Below are 17,033 nucleotides of genomic sequence, written 5' to 3' on the forward strand. Positions count from 1 at the left end.
GTGAACCACATGAGCGACCTGCTGGAACGACTGCGAGGGCGTGGCTGGCGGCTGACCTCGCAGCGGCGTGTCGTTGCGGAGGTCCTCGACGGCGACCACGTGCACCTGACGGCCGAGGAGGTGCACGCCCGCGCGGCGCGGCTGCTGCCCGAGATCTCCCGGGCGACCGTCTACAACACCCTGGGCGAGCTGGTCTCGCTCGGCGAGGTCATAGAGGTGGCCACGGACGGCCGCGCCAAGCGGTACGACCCGAACGCCCACCACCCGCACCAGCACCTGGTCTGCTCCGGCTGCGGCGCCGTCCGCGACGTCCACCCGCGCGGCAACCCGCTGACCGACCTCCCCGCGGAGGAACGATTCGGCTTCACCGTCTCCGAGGTCGAGGTCACCTACCGCGGCGTGTGCCCCGACTGCGCGACGGCGTGACGGCTCAACGGCGCGCGGGTGACGGCGTGACGGCCGTTCAGGCGCGCAGGGCCGCGCGGGCCGCGGCGACCGCCTGGCCCGCGTAGGCGCCGCCGAACAGCACGGTGTGGACCAGCAGCGGGAAGAGCTGGTGGAGGGGGACGCGGTCGGTCCAGCCGTCGGCGAGCGGGGCGGTCCCGTGGTACGCGGCCAGGACGCGGTCGAGGTGGGGGCAGCCGAACAGGCGCAGCATCGCCAGGTCCGTCTCCCGGTGGCCGCCGTGCGCCGCCGGGTCGATCAGCCAGGGGTCGCCGTCCGCGCCCCACAGCACGTTGCCGTTCCACAGGTCCCCGTGCAGCCGGGCCGGCGGCTCCGCGGGGCCCGCGAGGCCGGGCAGGCGCGCGCAGACCCGCTCGATCACGTCCGCGTCGGCGGCCGTCAGGGCGCCGCCGTCCACCGCCGCGCGCACGTAGGGCAGGACGCGGTGCTCGGCGTACCAGGAGGGCCAGTCGGTGCCGGTGACGTTGCGCATCGGGGCGAGGCCGATGGTGGCGTCCACGGGGCCGCCCGGCGGCGGAGCGCCGAACGCGGGCGCGCCGGCGGCGTGCAGAGCGGCCAGGCCGCGGCCGAACCGGTCCGCGCCCTCGGCGGTGGGCCGCCCGGCCGGAATCCGGCCGGTCACCAGCCACTCGCCGTCGTGGCCGTGCACGGCCGGTACGCGGACGGTGCCGGGCCCGGCCAGCCAGCGCAGCCCCGCCGCCTCGGCGCGTACCGCGTCGGGACCGCCGCCGCGCTTGGCCACCACCACCGCGCCGCCGTCGAGTCCGACCTCGGTGAGCGCCCCGCCCATCGGCCGCTCCCAGGCCACCCGGCGCCCGGTCAGGCGGGCCGCCGCGGCGCCCGCGCCCTCGCCTCCGGTCACGGGCCGAGGCGCTCGCGCACCCAGACGAGCAGGCCGGGTGTCGCGGCTTCGATCATGGCCAGCACTTCCTCGAACCCCTCGGGCCCGCCGTAGTACGGATCCGGTACGTCCAGGTCGCCCATGGCGGCGGGGTCGAAGGACCGCAGCAGCCGCACCCGTTCGGGGTCGCGGACCATCCGGCGCAGCGCCTCCTCGTGCCCGCGGTCCATCGCCACGAGCAGTTCGGCGCCAAGGTCGCCGGTCGCTATCTGGGCCGCCACGTGCGCCGTCGGATACCCGTGCCGCGCCAGCACCTCACCCGCCCGCCGGTCGATGGGCTCCCCCACGTGCCAGGGCCCCATACCCACGCTCGTGACCCTTACGCGGTCGTCCAGCCCGGCCCGCCGCACGTGCTCGGCGGCCACCAGGGCGGCGGAGGGCGACCGGCAGATGTTCCCGGTGCAGACGAAGCAGATGTGCACGTGCCCAGGGTACGGGCAGCCCCGCGCGCCGGGCTGCCCGCGGAACGCCCGGGACCGGCCGGCACGCCCCGGCCACCGCGGCGGTCCCGAGCCGCGGCAAGGTTGCGGGCGGCGCCAAGGGCGCGGGCTGATGCAAGGGCGCGGGCGGCGCGAAGGACGCGGGCCGCCGTCAGGGTTGCGGGCGGCGCCAAGGCTGCGGGGCGCGTCAAGGGCGCGACCGTCTCAGGGCCTCGGGCGGCGCCATGGTTGCGTGGCGTCAAGGCCGCGGGCAGCTTCCGCCCGGCAGGTCCAGCTCGGCGCGGACCGTCTTGCCGACCGGCACCCGGTCCGTCACCGCCCACCGGTCCGCCAGCGCCTGGACCAGGTACAGGCCCCGGCCCGATTCGGCCAGCGGCCCGGGCGGCTCGATCGCGCCGGGCCCGGGCGGACGCCGTTCGCTGCGGGTGTCGCTGACCTCGATACGGAGGGTGCTCCCGTCGAAGGTCAGGCGCAGCTCGAAGTCCCGTCCGGGCACGCGGCCGTGCGTGACGGCGTTGGCGGCCAGTTCGCCGACGACCACGGCCGCGGCCTGCGCGGTGTCGCCGTCGTACGGGATGCCCCACCGGCTCATCCGGTGGAGCGCCAGGTGGCGGGCGAGCCGGGCGCCACGCCTGGTCGAGCTGAAGCGCTGGACGAACTCGCTTGCGGGCAGGGGTTGCTGGGGCCGGGCGGCGCCGGGCGGTGCGGTCATGCCGCTCAATGTGCCGGGCCCGCAGGCCCCTTCACCAGCACTTTCCCTCGTACGTCCGCGGGCGTACGAAGCGGTCTCCGCGCCGTACGCGGCGCCGCGCCTGCACGGGCCTACGCGGGCTCAGGCGCGCCCGTGCGCCAGGAGGGCGTGGTAGCGCAGCACGAGCCGCCCGTCCGGCCCGGCGTAGTGCGGGACCAGCTCGTCGTACGCCGCCTTGATGCGGACGACCGTCTCCGGGTCCTGCCGGCTGACGGCCTGACCGATGAGTCCCACGCCGGCCGCCGCGCCGCTCCACCACTCCTCGGGCGAGGCGACGTGGTCCCAGGTCACGGGCTCGCAGGACACGTCGGCGAGTCCGGCCGCGACGCACAGGGCCGCGAAGCCCTCCTCGGTACGGGGGAACTCCTCGGCCTCGTCGAGCCGGGGCGAGTCGGCCGGCCGCCGGGCGCCTGCCGCCTCCACCGCGCGGTCCAGCAGTTCGTGCCCCGCTCCCGCCGGGGCGCACCAGATGGTCGCGGCGACGCGGCCGCCGGGCCGGGTCGCAGCCCGCATCGCCGCGACGGCCGCGGCGGGCCGGCCGACGTGGTTGACCACGAAGTTGGCCACCACCGCGTCGAAGCTGCCGGGGGCGAACGGCAGGTCGGGGAGTACGGCCTGGTGGAACTCGGCGCCGGGCACGTTGTGCCGGGCCAGCTCGATCATGCCGGGCTCGGCGTCGACGGCGGTCACTTGGGCGCCGCGGGCACTCGCCGCCGCGGCGACGGTCCCGATCCCCGTCCCGACGTCGAGCAGCCGGGTGCCCGGCCCCGCGCCCGCCGCGTCGAGCAGGGCCGGCGCCGTGTGGGCGCACAACTTGGCGAAGCTGTCCCGGAAGGCCGCCGCCCGTCCGGCCCAGATCCGCCGTTCCGCCTCGTCGAAGTCCGTCACGCCCGTCGGCCCCCTTCGCCGCTTCCTCTGGTGCCCCGGCCCGGTTGACCGTTCCGGCCACCGGACTCTACCCACCCCCGCCTTGCCGGTGTTCCGACGCGGGTCCGTACACAGGAGCGAGAAAGGCCGTAACTCTTGGTGACCGGGCGCGTTGTACGGGGTGGGGGACGGGGCGGTGACGGGAGGGGGCCTAAATGGCGGAAGAACTCGAAGACGGCGAGCGGGACGTGACCACCGGGGGCGCGGCCGGAGCGGCGGGCGGCACGCCCTCGTGGCTGGGCGGCGGTGGCAACGGTGAGCCGGAGACATCGGACAGCCTGCGGACGTTCGGGGCGTTCGTGCGCGCCCTGCGGGAGTTCCACGGTCTCAGCCGCGAGGAGTTCGGGGAGCGGGTGAGCCTGTCCCGGCACACCATCGCCTCGATCGAGATCGGCAGGCGCATGCCGGACGAGGACTTCGCCGTCCGCGCCGACCCAATCCTGGGCGGCACGGGCGCCCTGCGGGAGGCCGCCAAGCACCTCTCCCGCCAGCCGGGATTGGCCGCGTGGTTCCGGCAATGGGCGAGGCTGGAGGCGGCGGCGATCAGCCTCTATACGTACGAGTGCCGGGTGGTGCCGGGCCTGTTGCAGACGGAGGCGTACGCGCGGGCTGTATCGCTGAACGTCCCGCCGACGCCGGATGAAGAGGCGCTCAACGCACGGATCGGGGCACGTCTCGCCCGCCAGGAAGTGCTTTCGACACAGCGGAAGCCGCCTTGTGCGTTCAACTTCATCATCGAGGAGGCCGTGCTGGAACGGCGAACGGGCGGCGAGGAGGTCACACGCGAACTCCTCGATCAGCTGCTGGACGTGGACGAGCGGCACTGGAACGTGGAGTTGCAGGTCATGCCCCTACGAAGGCCGGTTCACGCGGGTCTGGACGGCCCGCTGCAGTTGGCCGAGACCCCGGAAATGCGGTGGTTCGCCTACTCCGAAGGACAGAAGAACGGTCGCCTCATCACCGACCTGAAAGAGATCAGCGTCCTCCACCAGCGGTATGCCAAACTGCGCTCGCAAGCCCTCACCCCCGAGGACTCCAGGAGCCTGCTGGAGCGAATGCGAGGAGCCCTATGAGCACGACCGAACTGGCCTGGTTCAAGAGCAGCTACAGCGGCTCAGAGGGCGACAGCTGCATAGAAGTCGCCGCCTGCCCCGACACCGTGCACGTACGGGACTCCAAGGACAAGCAAGGGCCACAGCTCGCCTTCTCGCCCACCGCGTGGACCGCCTTCGTGGTGTTCGCGGGCACCTTGTGAGCCCCGCGGTCACAACTTACGGAGCGCTATGAGCACGACCGAACTGGCCTGGTTCAAGAGCAGCTACAGCAGCGCCTCCGGCGACAACTGCATAGAAGTCGCCCTCTCCTGGCACAAGTCCACCTACAGCAGTGCCCAAGGCGACAACTGCATAGAGGTCGCCGCCTGCCCCGACACCGTGCACGTACGGGACTCCAAGGACAAGCAAGGGCCGCAGCTCGCCTTCTCCCCCACCGCGTGGGCCGCGTTCGTGGAGTTCGCGGGCGCGTTCTGAGGTCGGGCCGCCCGTCAGGACTCCGGTCCACGCGCCTCGGCAGGGGGCGGACGGTCCTCCGAGGCGGCCAGGGACCCGAGGAGGGCCAGGCGTTCGGCGGAGACGGTGCCGGGTTCCGCGTGGTGGACGACCAGCAGGAGGCCGTCGGCACCGACCACGGCGTACTTCTCCCGTCGCAGGTCGAGGTCGCCGATCCGCGGGTGGTGGATGACACCGGTGTCGCTGCCGCCGCGGCGTACGTCGTGGCGTGCCCAGAGCCGGCGGAACCGCTCGCTCTTGAGGGACAGCTCGCCGACGAGTGCCTGGAAGCGGGGGTCCTCGGGGTCCGTGCCCGCCTCGGCGCGAAGCTGGGCGACGACGCTCGCGGTGTTCTGCTCCCAGTCGGGATGGTAGGTCGCCGCCCGGGGGTCGGTGAACAGCGCGATCAGCCGGTTCGTGCCGGGCGCCATCAGCGGCGACAGGGCCACCGCCAGCCGGTTCGCGGCCAGGACGTCGCGGTACCGGTTGACGACGAAGGCGGGCACGTCGAGCGTGTCGAGCAGGATCAGCGTGCCGGACGGCACCCGCTCGGGGCGCCGCGCGGTACGGCGCCGGGGACGGGGCCGGGCCAGTTCCGTCATGTAGGCGGTGGACTCGGCGTCGAGCCTGAGGACGCCGGCGAGGGCTTCGAGTACCTGGACCGACGGGTTGCGGTCGCGGCCCTGCTCCAGCCGCAGGTAGTACTCGGCGCTGATGCCGGCCAGCATCGCGACCTCCTCGCGCCGCAGACCGGGCACGCGCCGCAGACCGCGCACCGGTATCCCCGCGTCCTCGGGCCGGACCAGCTCACGTCTGGCCCGCAGGAACGCGCCGAGATCGCTGCCGCCACCGCCGGGTCCCGCTGCCATACCGCCACCGTAAGTGCTCCGCGGGCCGGACGGCGTTCGCGTGGGTGTCCCTGCCACTACCGGTGACAGCGGGGATCTGCCACGCGGCACGTGGCCGGCCGACCGTGGAAGGGCTGAGGCAACGACCACGATCGAGCACGGTCGAGCATGATCGAGAAGGCAGGACACCATGCCCCAGGACACCTGGTTCATCACCGGCATCAGCAGCGGCTTCGGCCGCGCGCTCACCGAGCAGCTCCTCGCCGCCGGCCACCGCGTCGCCGGCACCGTCCGCGGGCCCGGCTCGGCCGCCGACCTCGCCGCCGGATACGGCGACCGCCTGTGGGTGGCCGAGCTGGACGTCACCGACACTCCGAGGGTGCGTGAGGTCGTCGACGGCGCGTTCGCGGCCCTGGGCCGGGTCGACGTGGTCGTCAACAACGCGGGGTACGGGCTCTTCGGCGCGGCCGAGGAACTCACGGACGACCAGATCGACCGCGTCCTGGCCACCAACCTCACCGGGTCGATCCAGGTCGCCCGTGCGGCCCTTCCCCACCTGCGGGCGCAGGGCGGGGGACGGATCATCCAGATCTCCAGTTACGGCGGCCAGGCCACCAACCCCGGCGCCTCGCTCTACCACGCCGGGAAGTGGGGCATCGAGGGCTTCATGGACGCCCTCGCCAAGGAGGTCGCCCCGTTCGGGATCGAGGTCACCATCGTCGAGCCCGGCGGAGCCCGTACCGAGTTCCGCTTCGGCAGCCTCCAAACCGCGACCCCGATGCCGGAGTACGACGGCACGCCGGCCGCGATGACCCGCGGCGCCGGCGACCGCGGCCGCCCCTCGCTCGGCGACCCGGCCAAGATGGCCGCCCGCATCATCGAGAGCGCCTCCCGTACTCCCGCGCCGCTCCGGCTCGTCCTGGGCAGCGATTCCCACCGGTTCCTCACCACGGCCCTGCGCGAGCGCCTCGCCGAGATCGAGCCCCAGGCCGGGACCGCCGCCTCCACCGACTGGACCGCCTGAGGACCGGACGCCCCCGCGGCCCGGCGAAACCTCGTGGACATGGCGGTCGCGGCGCCCGGACAATCCCCGCCATGACGACGCCTGCGCAGCTTCCCGTGCTGTGGATCTGCGGTCCTTCGGGGGTCGGCAAGAGCACGGTCGGATGGGAGTTCCACCGGCGGCTCGCGCGGGCCGGGATCGCGAGCGGCTTCGTCGACATCGACCAGCTCGGGATCTGCTACCCCGAGCCCGCCGCCGATCCGGGCAGGCACCGCATGCAGGCGGACAACCTCGGCGCGATGGTGGCGGGGTTCTCGGACGCGGGGGCGCGCTGCCTGGTCGTCACCGGGGTGGTCGACGCCGGCCGCGGCGTGTACGCGGACCGGATGCCGGGGGTCGCGCTCATGGTCTGCCGGCTGCGGGCCGACCCGGAGACGGTCGGCCTGCGCTTCCTCGGCAGGGGAAGCCCGGCCGGGCTGGTCGAGGAGGTGCTGCGGGACGCCGCGGCGCTCGACACGAGCGACTTCGCCGATACCTGCGTCGACACCGAGGGACTGCCGGTCGCCGAAGTGGTGCGCCTGGTGGGGGAACGCACGGGCGGCTGGCCCGGACCGGGCGGACTGCGGCCCGTACGCCTGCCGTCGCCTGCCGCACCCGTACCCGCCCCCGTACCCCCTCCCGCCCACCCGGTCCTGTGGGTGTGCGGCGCGACGGGGGTGGGCAAGTCGGCGGTCGGGTTCGAGGTGTACCAGCGGCTGCTGGGGGACGGGGAGACCGCCGCGTACGTGGACGTCGAGCAGCTCGGCCTCTGCGATCCGGCGCCGGCGGGTGATCCGGGAAGGCACCGGCTCAGGGCGCGCGGGCTGGCGGCGCTGTGGGCGACGTACCACCGGGCGGCCGGGGCGCGGCGGCTGGTCGTCACCGGGCCCCTGGAGGACGAGGGTGACCTGTCCGCGTACGCCGAGGCGCTGCCCGGCGCCCGGTTCACGGTGTGCCGCCTGCACGCCGGGCCGCGGGAGCTGGCCGCGAGGATCGCGCGGCGCGGGCGGGGCGAGGGATGGAACCAGCCGGGCGATCCGCTGCGGGGGCGGCCCGCCGCCCGGCTGCGGGAGATCGCCGGCCGGGCCGCGGCGTCGGCCGCCGCGATGGAGGCGGCGGACCTCGGCGACCTGCGCGTCGACACCGACGGCCGTACCGTCGCCGAGGCCGCGGACGCGGTCCTGGCGGGAGCGGGTGCGCGGATTCCGTGAGCGAGCGAGGCCCCGGCGCCCCGCCCCGGCTTCGTACCGGGGGCTGCGCGCACCCCTGCTGAACCGTCACGGATACGTCAGGCTTCGGCGAGGAGCCGCTTCGACGACGTGTCGATCCAATCGGTGATCTTCGCCCGCAGAAGCGGGTTACCGGCCACGTAGTGCTCGTACGCGGGCCACTCGGCTCGCACTCGCTGAACGGTGTCGGTCGACACGGCGCGAAGATGCGCTCCTGACGGACCGAACCGGCGGTCCAGAGCCGCTTCCAACCGGTCGAAGACCGTCAGCCGCACTCGTTCGAAGACCTTGCTTCCTCCGAGCTTGAGGCCGAGGTCCTCGGGCTCGTCCCTGGGCGCGTACGGAACGGTGGAGACCAGGTCGTACACGGGAGAGAGAGCAGGGGTGCGGTGGTCGCGGTAGATGAGCGACCAGTTCTTGAGGTGGGCGTCTCCGTTGCCCACGGCCACGGAGAAGGCGATGCGGCGCGCCGCCTCACGCAGGGAAGCCAGGTCGTGGCCTCGATAGGCGATGGCGGCCACGGTCTCGAAGGAAGAGTTGTACTTGTCCTGGGGGTACTTGTCCCGGACCTGCGCGAAGTCCTCGATGTGCACGGAAGCGCGAGCCGGATCGGAGGATCGGTCGAAGCGGCGGACGGCGTACGCCCACTCCTCCGCGCCGGGCCACATCCGGTCGGGCAGTCGGTCGTCGAGCTCGTCCCGGTGGACGAGCCGCACGTCCGGCACATCGAGACCGGCCGCCTTGGCCAGGGACATGATCGCGAACTCGTTGCGCGGTACGTCCTGATGACGGTAGTCGGGGAACTTGACCAGCCAGTCCCCGTGCTCGCCCGCGGCGGGAACCGTGAGCCGGTCCCCGCGGGCGAGCATCGAGAACTTCAAGGCGACACCGGCGAGTGAGAATCGCCAAGGCGACTCGGCTGCTCGCAGATGCCCCCCGCCAAGGTGCGAGCCGGTGCCCGTGCCGGCGTCCTCCGGCCATGCCCAGCCGTCGTCGGGCCCGTCCGCCGGCAGCACCTGCACGGCTCCCGGCAGGTCGTGTCCGACCTGTGCGAGCAGTTCCATCTCCCGGTCGAGGGACACGCCCCGGTCGTCGGCGATCCACTCCCGCAGCGGCCCTTCGGGCAGGAGGTTGGAGAACCAGCGAGGAAGCCGGAGGGCGGAGGCGTACGGGGCTCGCAGATTCTCTTCGAAACGCAGGCCGAGCACGGGACGCCGGGGACTGTCGATGTAGGACTCGTTCAGGACGAACCGGGTGTGGTCGCCCTTCTGGCACAACGTACCGATCCGGCGGCCGTACAGCAGCACGGCGTAGTACTTCTCCGGTACTGGGTTCATGCGCCGCGTCCTCTTCCTCGATGGTCGGTGCCCGACTTCGGCGTCGTCGTACTCGGCAGCGGCGCAGACGGCTCAGAACAGCTGGCCGCCCTCCGGCCGCACCGGTTCATCGAGTTCGTCGGGTCCGTCGAGTTCGTCCAGAGCGTCGAAGTCCAGAGAGTCCAACGACGGGGTGTCCTCGAAGTCCCACTCGGCCATGCGATCAAGGAAATCGGACAGCTGCTGCCTGATCCTCTCCTGGCGCAACGTGAGGAAACCCTCCCTGTCGCCCTGCGCCAACGCTCTGGACGCCTCTGCGTCCATGACGTGAGAGCCGAGTACGGCGTCCCACGTACGCTCGTCGAGATGGGCCGGACGATGTGCCAGCAACGTGGCGGCTTCGGAGACCGGCTCCTCGGCGCCCGGCAGCAGCAGGCGGTTCGCCGCGTAGAGGGTCTGCTGAGCGGTCAGCCCGCGGGGGAAGACGACCTGCGCGACCGTGGCGGCCGTCTTCTGGTCGGCGAGCAGGGTGGACAAGTCCTGTGTGTCGAAGGCCTGTCCGGTGATCAGGGAACGGGGGCGCAACGACCACCACGAACTGAGGATGATCTTGGCAGCGGCCTCATTGGTACGGAACCGCTCGATCGTCGGCAAGGAACGAGGCGCGTCCGACATGGCGTCCACCAGTCCCTGGATGGAGCCGTGCTCGTCCCCCTTGCGGATGCGGGCGCACAGGACGCGGGAGACCTGGGTGAAGCTGCCCTTGAACACCGCGGGGCCGGACACGGCCACACGCCAGTAGAGGCGACGGAGCAGCCGCAGCGTGTTGGGCTCGGGGGCGGGGAAGTGCGCGAAGAAGCGGGTCATGACGACCAGCAGTGCCCGGTACACGAGGAACGCGATGTGCGGCACGCCGGCCTGGGACTGCAGGAAGCCGATGGCGCGCACCAGAGCCTCTTCGCCCTCGGTGTAGGCCGTGTACTGATCCTCGGACTCGAACTCGGGAGCGGTGCGGCGGCCTGTGGAGGTGAACTCGTTGCGGATGTCCCGAGAGGGGTCCGGGCCCCGACGAGCCAGGATCGAGGCGAGGACGGTGTCCGTGTCGATGACGCCGAACCCGGTCCGGGCGGCGACCCGGTCGGCGATGCGGGACAGGTTGAGCCGCTCCGCCGCGCCCTCCTCGGGACCCGCGTACAGGGCGGAAAAGATCTCTGCCCTGTTGAGGCGCTTCCCGTAGTTGTTCATACGGTCGAAGATGTCGGTAAGAACGTCGAGGTCGTCCTGACGCACCAGGTAGGCGGGCACTTTGTACTGGCGCAGGGCCGTGGCCACCCGGTCGGCCTCGTCGAACAGCTCCGCCACGACCTCGCCCTCGGTGCGGAACCAGCCGAGCAGTCTTTTCAGGTCGAAGAGAACGGGCAGCGCGATGTGCTCGGGCTCCCGCACCTTCGGCTGCGAGATGAAACGCTTCTCGGCGAGGTCGTAGTACACCGAGAACGGCTCGTGCAGGTGTCCCTGGGGATGCAGGGCGTTGGCCAGGCTGGTGACGCGCTGCTGGCCGTCGACCACCCAGAACGCTTCGGCCGACTCCGGCGCCGCGATCCGCAACTGGCCGAGGCGGAGAGTCCGGGCGGGCGTGCGGCGCACCCACAGCAGGAGGTTGCCGATCGGGTAGCCCTTGACGATGCTGTCGAACAGGCGGAGCACATCCGTCGTGGTCCAGCGGAAATCGCGCTGGAAGTGCGGCACGTGGACCTTGCCGTTCCACGCCTGGGCCACCAGGTCTCCCAGCTCGTACGTGGTGGCGCTCGGCTGAGTCTCCAGCCCTGTCGTGTTCATGCTCGGAGCCTTCCGCTCGGCCTCTGACCAGTGTCCCGTGACGTTCGGTGATCGGCAACGCGTTTCCGTCACCGGTCAAGCGGCCGAGCCACTGTTCGGTCACCAGCGTATGCGGCCGTGTGCTTTCCCCTGCATGGACGAGGTGGACACGGAACCGGGGGCGAGGGCGCCGACGCACCGCTACAGGGTGGGGTCCTGGTCGGGGGGATTGCGGTGGATGCGGGCGGCGAGGACGGCGACGTCGTCCTCGGCGTGCTGGGCGTCGAGGTGGTCCAGGATGAAGTCGAGGGTGTCGCGGGCGGCGGCGCCGGGCGGCAGCGCCAGGCCCGCCAGGCGGGCGAGCGAGACGTCGATGTCCTCGCGGCGGCGCTCGACCAGGCCGTCGGTGAACATCACCAGCGTCTCGCCGGGTGCCAGGGCGCACGTCGTCGCCTCGTAGCCGCCGATGCCGGTGCCCAGCGGCGGGCCGACCGGCAGTTCCAGCAGCCTGCCCCTGCCGTCGGGGCCGAACACCACAGGCGGCAGGTGCCCGGCGCTGACCAGCGACACGGCGCCGCGGGCCGGATCGACCCGGGCGAGCAGGCAGGTCGCGGGCCGCCTCTTGCCGTCGTCGGCGGCGGCCGCGTCGAGCCGGCGCAGCACCCGGTGCGGCGGCAGGTCCGTGGAGGCCACGTAACGCAGCAGGGAGCGGTACGCGCTCATGTCCACGGCCGCGTCCAGGCCGTGGCCCATCACGTCGCCCATGACCAGCAGGGTCCGCCCGAAGTGCAGCCGTACCGTCTCCACCCAGTCGCCGCCCACCAGGTCCCCGCCCGCCTGGGCGCCGCCGGCGGGCAGGTAGTGGGTGGCGATGTCGAGGTTGGCGTGCGGGCGGCCGGGCTCGGCCAGCAGCGCCCGCTGGAGGTTCGCCGCGGCCGCGCGCACGGCCTCGTGCCGCCGGGCGTGCCCGAGGTGGACGGCGGCGAGCTGAGCGGCGTACCGCAGCACGTCCGCCTCCTCCGCGGTGAAGGCGCCGCCGGTCCGGACCGCGATCAGCTCCCCGTACCGCCTGCCGCGGGCGGTCAGGGGAACGGCGGCCGAGCACATGTCCCGCGGGGCGTGGGGCGGCAGCAGCTCGGGCCGCCCGGCCGTGGCGGCGCGCAGGAGGGGGCCGCCACGGCCGGCGGCCGGTGCTCCCGGTCGATCCGGTGATCCCGGTCGATCCGGCGGGTCCGGCGGGTGCGGCGGGTCCGGCGGGTTCGTTACGTCCGGTACGGCGGCCAGGTCCGGCACGTCCGCTACGGCGGCCACGTCCGGCACGTCCTCGGGGAGCAGTTCGACGGCCGCGGCCTCGCACACCCGGTGCCGCACCAGGAAGGCGGCCAGCTCCCGGCAGGTCGTGGCGCCGTCCAGGCAGGTCCCGATGGTCTCAGCCGCGTCGTACCGGACCGCGTCGTACCGGACCGCGGCGGCGGTCCCGGCGGCATCGGCGGCGTCGGCGCGGAGCCCGGCCTCACCCGAGGCCGCGGATCCGGCCCCGGAGACCCCGGAGGCCGGTACCGCCACCTCCGCGGCACCCTCGCCGAACCCCTTCAACCCGTTACCTCCGGCTCGCTTCCCGTCGAGCAGCCCATCCACCTGCCCGCGAATGACGACCGCCACCCCATGAAGAGGCACCGAGGCGAAGTTCAGGTGAACGAATGATGTCGTATCCGGACATCTCACCCGTGTCATCCGCTCCCGGCGCCGGGATGACGCGGGTGGCGGCCGGTTGTCGGAACCGGCACCCGGGCCCGGTCGTCGGCCCGGGTGCCGGTTGCTCGTCGGCCGCTCGTCGGCCCGGTTGCCGGGCGACCCGTTCCGCAGGAGTGTGGAACACATGACGGCATCGCCGCACGACGGGCGTGCGATCGCGGTCAGTGACGCCCTCGCGGTTCTGGACGCGCGCGGCACGCTCACGGGCTGGAGCGAGGGCGCGCGCCGGCTGACGGGGTACCCGGCCGGCGAGGTGCTGGGACAGCCGGCCGCCCGGCTGGTGGCCGGGGAGCCGGGCGCGGTGTGGCGGGAGCTGAGCGCGCACGGCTCGGGCGTGGTGACCGTACGCCGCCGGGACGGGCGGCGTACGCGGTTCGCGCTGCGGCTGGTCGCGCTGCGCGACGCCCACGGACGGCGCGAGTCGGTGATCATCGCCGAGCCGGCCGGACGCGGACGGGGGCCCGACGCGAGCCGCACCGGGATGGATCGCGGCGAACGGGCGGGCGAGCGAACCCGGGAAGGGCCCGGAGCCGACGTGCCCCTCGGCGAGCTGGCCTTCCAGCAGGCGTCCATGGCGATGTCGGTCTTCGACCCCCAGCAGCGCTACGTGCGGCTGAACGACGTGGCCTGCGCGGTCATGGGCCTGCCGGAGGAGGACCTCAAGGGCACCTTCTACCCCGACACCGTCGAGGACGCCGATTTCAGCCGCGGTTTCCTCAGCCACCTGCGCCAGGTGGTCGCGACCGGGCGACCGGTGCACTACGAGAGCTGGACGCACGCCCCCGCCGGGACGCGGGCGCACGCCTGGAACGTCGAGATGTGGCCGGTGCGGGGCCCGGACGGCAAGCTGATCGGCGTCGGCCTCGCCGCGCTGGACAGCAGCGAGCAGCACTGGGCGCGGCGGCGGCTCGGCCTGGTGAACGAGGCCGCCGCTCGCATCGGCACCCGGCTGGACGTGCGGAACACCGCCCGTGAGCTGGCCGACCTGGTAGTGCCGCGGCTGGCGGACTTCGTCAGCGTGGACCTGCTGGATTCGGTGCTGTCGGGCGAGGAGCCCGCCGCCGTCCTCGGGCCGTCGGGCGTGGAGCTGCGCCGCGTGGCGCACCGGTCACGTACCACCGGGGTCCCGGAGGCCGCCGTCGGCCTGGGCGAGGCGGACGTCTACCCGCGCTTCTCACCGCCGGCCCGCGCGCTGGCCGGCTGCCGTACGGTGCTGACCGGGTCGGGCGAGCCCGAGGTCGACGCCTGGATCGCCGGCCACGGCGACCGGGCCGCCAGGCACCGCGAGGCCGGCCGCGGCGACTTCTCGCTGATGGCCGTGCCCCTCGTGGCGCGGGGCGCGGCCCTGGGGGTGGCGGTCTTCGTCCGGCTGCTCACTCCCCGCAGCCCCGACCCCTTCGACCAGGAGGACGTGTCGCTGGCCGACGAGCTGGCCAGCCGCGCGGCCGTCTGCGTCGACAACGCCCGCCGCTATTCCAGGGAGCGCGCGACCGCCGTGGCGCTGCAGCGCAGCCTGCTGCCCCGGGCCTCCGGCGGGCAGGCGGCGGTGGAGTTCGCCTCCCGTTACCTTCCCGCGGTGTCGCAGGCGGGGGTGGGCGGTGACTGGTTCGACGTGATCCCGCTGTCCGGCAACCGGGTGGCGCTGGTCGTCGGCGACGTCGTCGGGCACGGCATCCACGCCTCCGTCACCATGGGCCGGCTGCGGACCGCGGTGTGGACGCTGGCCGACGTCGACCTGCCGCCGGACGAGCTCCTCACCCACCTGGACGACCTCGTCGGGCACCTGGCGTCCGACGGCGGCGGGGACGACGCGGCCGGCGCGGACGGCGGCGAGATCGGGGCCACCTGCGTCTACGCGGTGTACGACCCGGTCTCCCGCGTGTGCTCGGTCGCCTCCGCCGGGCACCCGCCGCCCGTCGTCGTGCTCGCGGACGGCGGCGTGGAGGTGGTCCGCGTGAGCGCGGGCCCGATGCTGGGCGTGGGCGGGCTGCCGTTCGAGGCGACCGAGCTGGAGCTGCCCGAGGGATCCGTGCTCGCCCTCTACACCGACGGCCTCGTCGAGAACCGCGACGTGGACGTGGACACGGGCCTGGACGCCCTGTGCGCCGCCCTGGCGGCTCCGGCGGCGAACCTGGAGGACGCCTGCGACGGCGTGCTCAAGGCGCTGCTTCCCACCCGGCCCGCCGACGACGTGGCGCTGCTGCTGGCCCGCACCCGCGCGCTGCACACCGGGCAGGTCGCCGTCTGGGACCTGCCCGCGGACCCGGCCGTGGTCGCCACGGCCCGCAGGTACGCCACCGAGCAACTGGCCCGCTGGGGGCTGGAGGAGGCCGCGTCCGTCACCGAACTCGTGGTGAGCGAACTCGTCACGAACGCGATCCGCTACGGAGGGGCCCCGATCCGGCTGTCCCTCATCCGCAACCGCTCGCTGATCTGCGAGGTGTCGGACGCCAGCAGCACCTCGCCCCACATGCGCCGGGCCAGGTCGTACGACGAGGGCGGGCGCGGCCTGCTCCTGGTCGCCCAGCTCGCGAGGCGCTGGGGGACCCGGCCCGGCCGCGTGGGCAAGACCATCTGGGCGGAGCAGGCGCTGCCGGGGCGGTGAGCCGGGAACCGGCCCGCCGCCCGCGCCCCTCGGCCGGCTCTCGGCCGGCTCTCGGCCGGCTCTCGGCTGCCGGAGCTCGGCGGTCGGTTCTCGGCGGTCAGTTCTCGCGGTCAGTTCTCGGTCCAGCCGTGGCGCTTGGCCACGTTGGCCATGGCCCGGCGGACCGCGACGATCTGCTCCCCGGTCAGGGACGGGACGCCCTCCAGGAGGACCTCGGTCACCTCGCGCGTGTACTCCTTCGCGCTGAGGACGTCGCACATGTAGTTGTCGTTCTCCATCGGAACGGCGTTGTCGGCCAGGCGGACCGCCGACGCCTTGGGGCCGCGTTCGCCCTCCTCGATCTCGAACTCCACGGCCAGGCCCGTACGGACCTGGGACTCCGGGATGAGCATGTCGTTGACATGCAGGAACACGTCCTCGCCCCCCGTCTGCGGAGCGATGAACCCGTAACCTCGGGAAGCGTCGAAACGTACCACTCGACCGGCGACCACAGCAGAACCCCCAGCAACAACCCCCGGGCCCTGTGCCCGGACATCACACCTGATGGCTGCACCATAGTGGCCGCGCGGCGCGGGTGGCGACCCCTATGACGCGCGGCGGACCCGGACGCGGACCCGGACGCCGACCCGGACGCCGACCCGGACGCGGCCGGCCCCGAGGACGCGGGGCGTCCTCGGGGCCGGCCGGACCGTCGGGTGTGCTGCGGGTGTGCTGCGGGTGTCGCTACGGGTGGGTCAGCCGAGGGTCCACTGCTGGTTGGACTGGCCGTTGCAGGTCCACAGTTCGGCCAGGGCGCCGTTGGCGGTGGAGGCGCCGGTGACGTCCAGGCACAGGCCGGACTGGACGCCGGTGATGGTGCCGTTGGAGTTCAGCGTCCACTGCTGGTTGGCCTGGCCGTTGCAGCTCCAGGTCTCGACCTTCGTCCCCGGACTGGTCTGGTTGTCGTAGGCGTCCAGGCAGAGCTGGGTGCCGCCGAGGGTGACCGAGAGCTGGTTGGAGGAGCTGTGCGTCCACTCCTGGCCGGCCTGGCCGTTGCAGTCCCAGATCTGCAGCTGCGTGCCCAGCGTGGTCGACGAGTTCGGCACGTCGAGGCACTTGCCGGCGCCCACCGCGTGGAGCTCGCCGGTGGCGCTGGTCCCGCCGCCGCCGCCGCTCGTACCGCCCGCGACGCGGTACATGACGGTGCCGTGGGCGGGTACGGAGGCGCTGATGGTGCCGGAGGTGGTGGACGTGGCGCCGGACCACAGGTCGGTGAGGGTGTAGCTGGAGGCGCCGGTCTTGCCGATCGCGCCCGCGGTGGTGGAGATCGTGGCCGTCGAGCCCGTCTCGTTGAACAGCGCCACCGACACGTCACCGCCTGCCAGCGGCTTGGCCAGCACGTCCAGACCA

General features: G+C 73.4%; 17 protein-coding genes. 7 read left to right on the forward strand and 10 right to left on the reverse strand.

Going from position 1 to position 17,033, the window contains the following annotated elements:
- Window positions 1–9 precede the first annotated feature (9 nt).
- The gene (locus tag K7G61_RS33975; protein WP_225851005.1) at window positions 10–426 is read left to right on the forward strand and encodes a Fur family transcriptional regulator; all 417 of its coding nucleotides are present in this window, start codon (window positions 10–12) and stop codon (window positions 424–426) included.
- A 37-nt stretch (window positions 427–463) separates the two neighbouring features.
- Here K7G61_RS33975 and K7G61_RS33980 read toward each other — a convergent pair whose 3' ends face one another.
- The 4 genes from K7G61_RS33980 to K7G61_RS33995 form a co-directional block, all read right to left on the reverse strand.
- Window positions 464–1,255 carry a fructosamine kinase family protein gene (locus tag K7G61_RS33980; protein WP_225851024.1) on the reverse strand — a complete coding sequence of 264 codons (792 nt, stop codon included), beginning with the start codon at window positions 1,253–1,255 and terminating at the stop codon, window positions 464–466.
- Between the two features lie 68 nt (window positions 1,256–1,323).
- The gene (locus K7G61_RS33985) at window positions 1,324–1,788 is read right to left on the reverse strand and encodes a low molecular weight protein-tyrosine-phosphatase (RefSeq protein ID WP_225851006.1); all 465 of its coding nucleotides are present in this window, start codon (window positions 1,786–1,788) and stop codon (window positions 1,324–1,326) included.
- Window positions 1,789–2,044: 256 nt separating this feature from the next.
- Complete coding sequence (locus K7G61_RS33990) at window positions 2,045–2,518, reverse strand: ATP-binding protein (protein WP_225851007.1); 474 nt, start codon at window positions 2,516–2,518, stop codon at window positions 2,045–2,047.
- 120 nt (window positions 2,519–2,638) lie between these two features.
- Window positions 2,639–3,445, reverse strand: coding sequence for a class I SAM-dependent methyltransferase (locus K7G61_RS33995; protein WP_225851008.1), 807 nt, complete (start codon window positions 3,443–3,445; stop codon window positions 2,639–2,641).
- A gap of 194 nt (window positions 3,446–3,639) precedes the next feature.
- Here K7G61_RS33995 and K7G61_RS34000 point away from each other — a divergent pair, with 194 nt between their 5' ends.
- The 3 genes from K7G61_RS34000 to K7G61_RS34010 are packed head-to-tail and all read left to right on the forward strand — an operon-like array spanning window position 3,640 to window position 5,013.
- Complete coding sequence (locus tag K7G61_RS34000; protein ID WP_225851009.1) at window positions 3,640–4,557, forward strand: helix-turn-helix transcriptional regulator; 918 nt, start codon at window positions 3,640–3,642, stop codon at window positions 4,555–4,557.
- Window positions 4,554–4,739, forward strand: coding sequence for a DUF397 domain-containing protein (locus K7G61_RS34005; RefSeq protein ID WP_225851010.1), 186 nt, complete (start codon window positions 4,554–4,556; stop codon window positions 4,737–4,739). Before K7G61_RS34000 ends, K7G61_RS34005 begins: the two co-directional genes overlap by 4 nt.
- A 28-nt stretch (window positions 4,740–4,767) precedes the next feature.
- A complete protein-coding gene (locus K7G61_RS34010; protein WP_225851011.1) occupies window positions 4,768–5,013 on the forward strand; it encodes a DUF397 domain-containing protein in 246 nt (81 codons plus the stop codon).
- 14 nt (window positions 5,014–5,027) lie between these two features.
- Here K7G61_RS34010 and K7G61_RS34015 read toward each other — a convergent pair whose 3' ends face one another.
- Complete coding sequence (locus K7G61_RS34015; RefSeq protein WP_225851012.1) at window positions 5,028–5,900, reverse strand: helix-turn-helix domain-containing protein; 873 nt, start codon at window positions 5,898–5,900, stop codon at window positions 5,028–5,030.
- A 169-nt stretch (window positions 5,901–6,069) separates the two neighbouring features.
- Between K7G61_RS34015 and K7G61_RS34020 the strand changes: the two genes are divergently transcribed.
- Complete coding sequence (locus K7G61_RS34020; protein WP_225851013.1) at window positions 6,070–6,903, forward strand: SDR family oxidoreductase; 834 nt, start codon at window positions 6,070–6,072, stop codon at window positions 6,901–6,903.
- A gap of 71 nt (window positions 6,904–6,974) precedes the next feature.
- Window positions 6,975–8,132 carry an AAA family ATPase gene (locus K7G61_RS34025; protein ID WP_225851014.1) on the forward strand — a complete coding sequence of 386 codons (1,158 nt, stop codon included), beginning with the start codon at window positions 6,975–6,977 and terminating at the stop codon, window positions 8,130–8,132.
- Between the two features lie 77 nt (window positions 8,133–8,209).
- Here K7G61_RS34025 and K7G61_RS34030 read toward each other — a convergent pair whose 3' ends face one another.
- From K7G61_RS34030 to K7G61_RS34040, 3 genes are all read right to left on the reverse strand, one after another.
- Window positions 8,210–9,487 carry a type II toxin-antitoxin system HipA family toxin gene (locus K7G61_RS34030; protein ID WP_225851015.1) on the reverse strand — a complete coding sequence of 426 codons (1,278 nt, stop codon included), beginning with the start codon at window positions 9,485–9,487 and terminating at the stop codon, window positions 8,210–8,212.
- A gap of 72 nt (window positions 9,488–9,559) precedes the next feature.
- Complete coding sequence (locus K7G61_RS34035; protein WP_225851016.1) at window positions 9,560–11,305, reverse strand: DUF262 domain-containing protein; 1,746 nt, start codon at window positions 11,303–11,305, stop codon at window positions 9,560–9,562.
- 180 nt (window positions 11,306–11,485) lie between these two features.
- Window positions 11,486–12,850, reverse strand: a complete 1,365-nt coding sequence (locus K7G61_RS34040) for a PP2C family protein-serine/threonine phosphatase (protein ID WP_225851017.1) — start codon at window positions 12,848–12,850, stop codon at window positions 11,486–11,488.
- A gap of 313 nt (window positions 12,851–13,163) precedes the next feature.
- Between K7G61_RS34040 and K7G61_RS34045 the strand changes: the two genes are divergently transcribed.
- Window positions 13,164–15,644 carry a SpoIIE family protein phosphatase gene (locus K7G61_RS34045; RefSeq protein ID WP_225851018.1) on the forward strand — a complete coding sequence of 827 codons (2,481 nt, stop codon included), beginning with the start codon at window positions 13,164–13,166 and terminating at the stop codon, window positions 15,642–15,644.
- Window positions 15,645–15,754: 110 nt separating this feature from the next.
- Here K7G61_RS34045 and K7G61_RS34050 read toward each other — a convergent pair whose 3' ends face one another.
- Both K7G61_RS34050 and K7G61_RS34055 read right to left on the reverse strand, forming a co-directional pair.
- Complete coding sequence (locus K7G61_RS34050) at window positions 15,755–16,135, reverse strand: cold-shock protein (RefSeq protein ID WP_225851019.1); 381 nt, start codon at window positions 16,133–16,135, stop codon at window positions 15,755–15,757.
- Between the two features lie 243 nt (window positions 16,136–16,378).
- On the reverse strand, window positions 16,379–17,033 hold a 655-nt coding region (locus K7G61_RS34055; RefSeq protein ID WP_225851020.1), incomplete at its 5' end, for a ricin-type beta-trefoil lectin domain protein.

Source organism: Streptomyces sp. HPF1205 (assembly GCF_020400825.1).
GTDB lineage: Bacteria > Actinomycetota > Actinomycetes > Streptomycetales > Streptomycetaceae > Actinacidiphila.

Excerpts from the sequence above, each read along its gene's own strand:
- K7G61_RS33975 (WP_225851005.1), top strand. The coding sequence starts at position 10 with ATGAGCGACCTGCTGGAACGACTGCGAGGGCGTGGCTGGCGGCTGACC.
- K7G61_RS33980 (WP_225851024.1), bottom strand. The coding sequence starts at position 1,255 with ATGGGCGGGGCGCTCACCGAGGTCGGACTCGACGGCGGCGCGGTGGTG.
- K7G61_RS33990 (WP_225851007.1), bottom strand. The coding sequence starts at position 2,518 with ATGACCGCACCGCCCGGCGCCGCCCGGCCCCAGCAACCCCTGCCCGCA.
- K7G61_RS34000 (WP_225851009.1), top strand. The coding sequence starts at position 3,640 with ATGGCGGAAGAACTCGAAGACGGCGAGCGGGACGTGACCACCGGGGGC.
- K7G61_RS34005 (WP_225851010.1), top strand. The coding sequence starts at position 4,554 with ATGAGCACGACCGAACTGGCCTGGTTCAAGAGCAGCTACAGCGGCTCA.
- K7G61_RS34010 (WP_225851011.1), top strand. The coding sequence starts at position 4,768 with ATGAGCACGACCGAACTGGCCTGGTTCAAGAGCAGCTACAGCAGCGCC.
- K7G61_RS34015 (WP_225851012.1), bottom strand. The coding sequence starts at position 5,900 with ATGGCAGCGGGACCCGGCGGTGGCGGCAGCGATCTCGGCGCGTTCCTG.
- K7G61_RS34020 (WP_225851013.1), top strand. The coding sequence starts at position 6,070 with ATGCCCCAGGACACCTGGTTCATCACCGGCATCAGCAGCGGCTTCGGC.
- K7G61_RS34025 (WP_225851014.1), top strand. The coding sequence starts at position 6,975 with ATGACGACGCCTGCGCAGCTTCCCGTGCTGTGGATCTGCGGTCCTTCG.
- K7G61_RS34030 (WP_225851015.1), bottom strand. The coding sequence starts at position 9,487 with ATGAACCCAGTACCGGAGAAGTACTACGCCGTGCTGCTGTACGGCCGC.
- K7G61_RS34035 (WP_225851016.1), bottom strand. The coding sequence starts at position 11,305 with ATGAACACGACAGGGCTGGAGACTCAGCCGAGCGCCACCACGTACGAG.
- K7G61_RS34045 (WP_225851018.1), top strand. The coding sequence starts at position 13,164 with ATGACGGCATCGCCGCACGACGGGCGTGCGATCGCGGTCAGTGACGCC.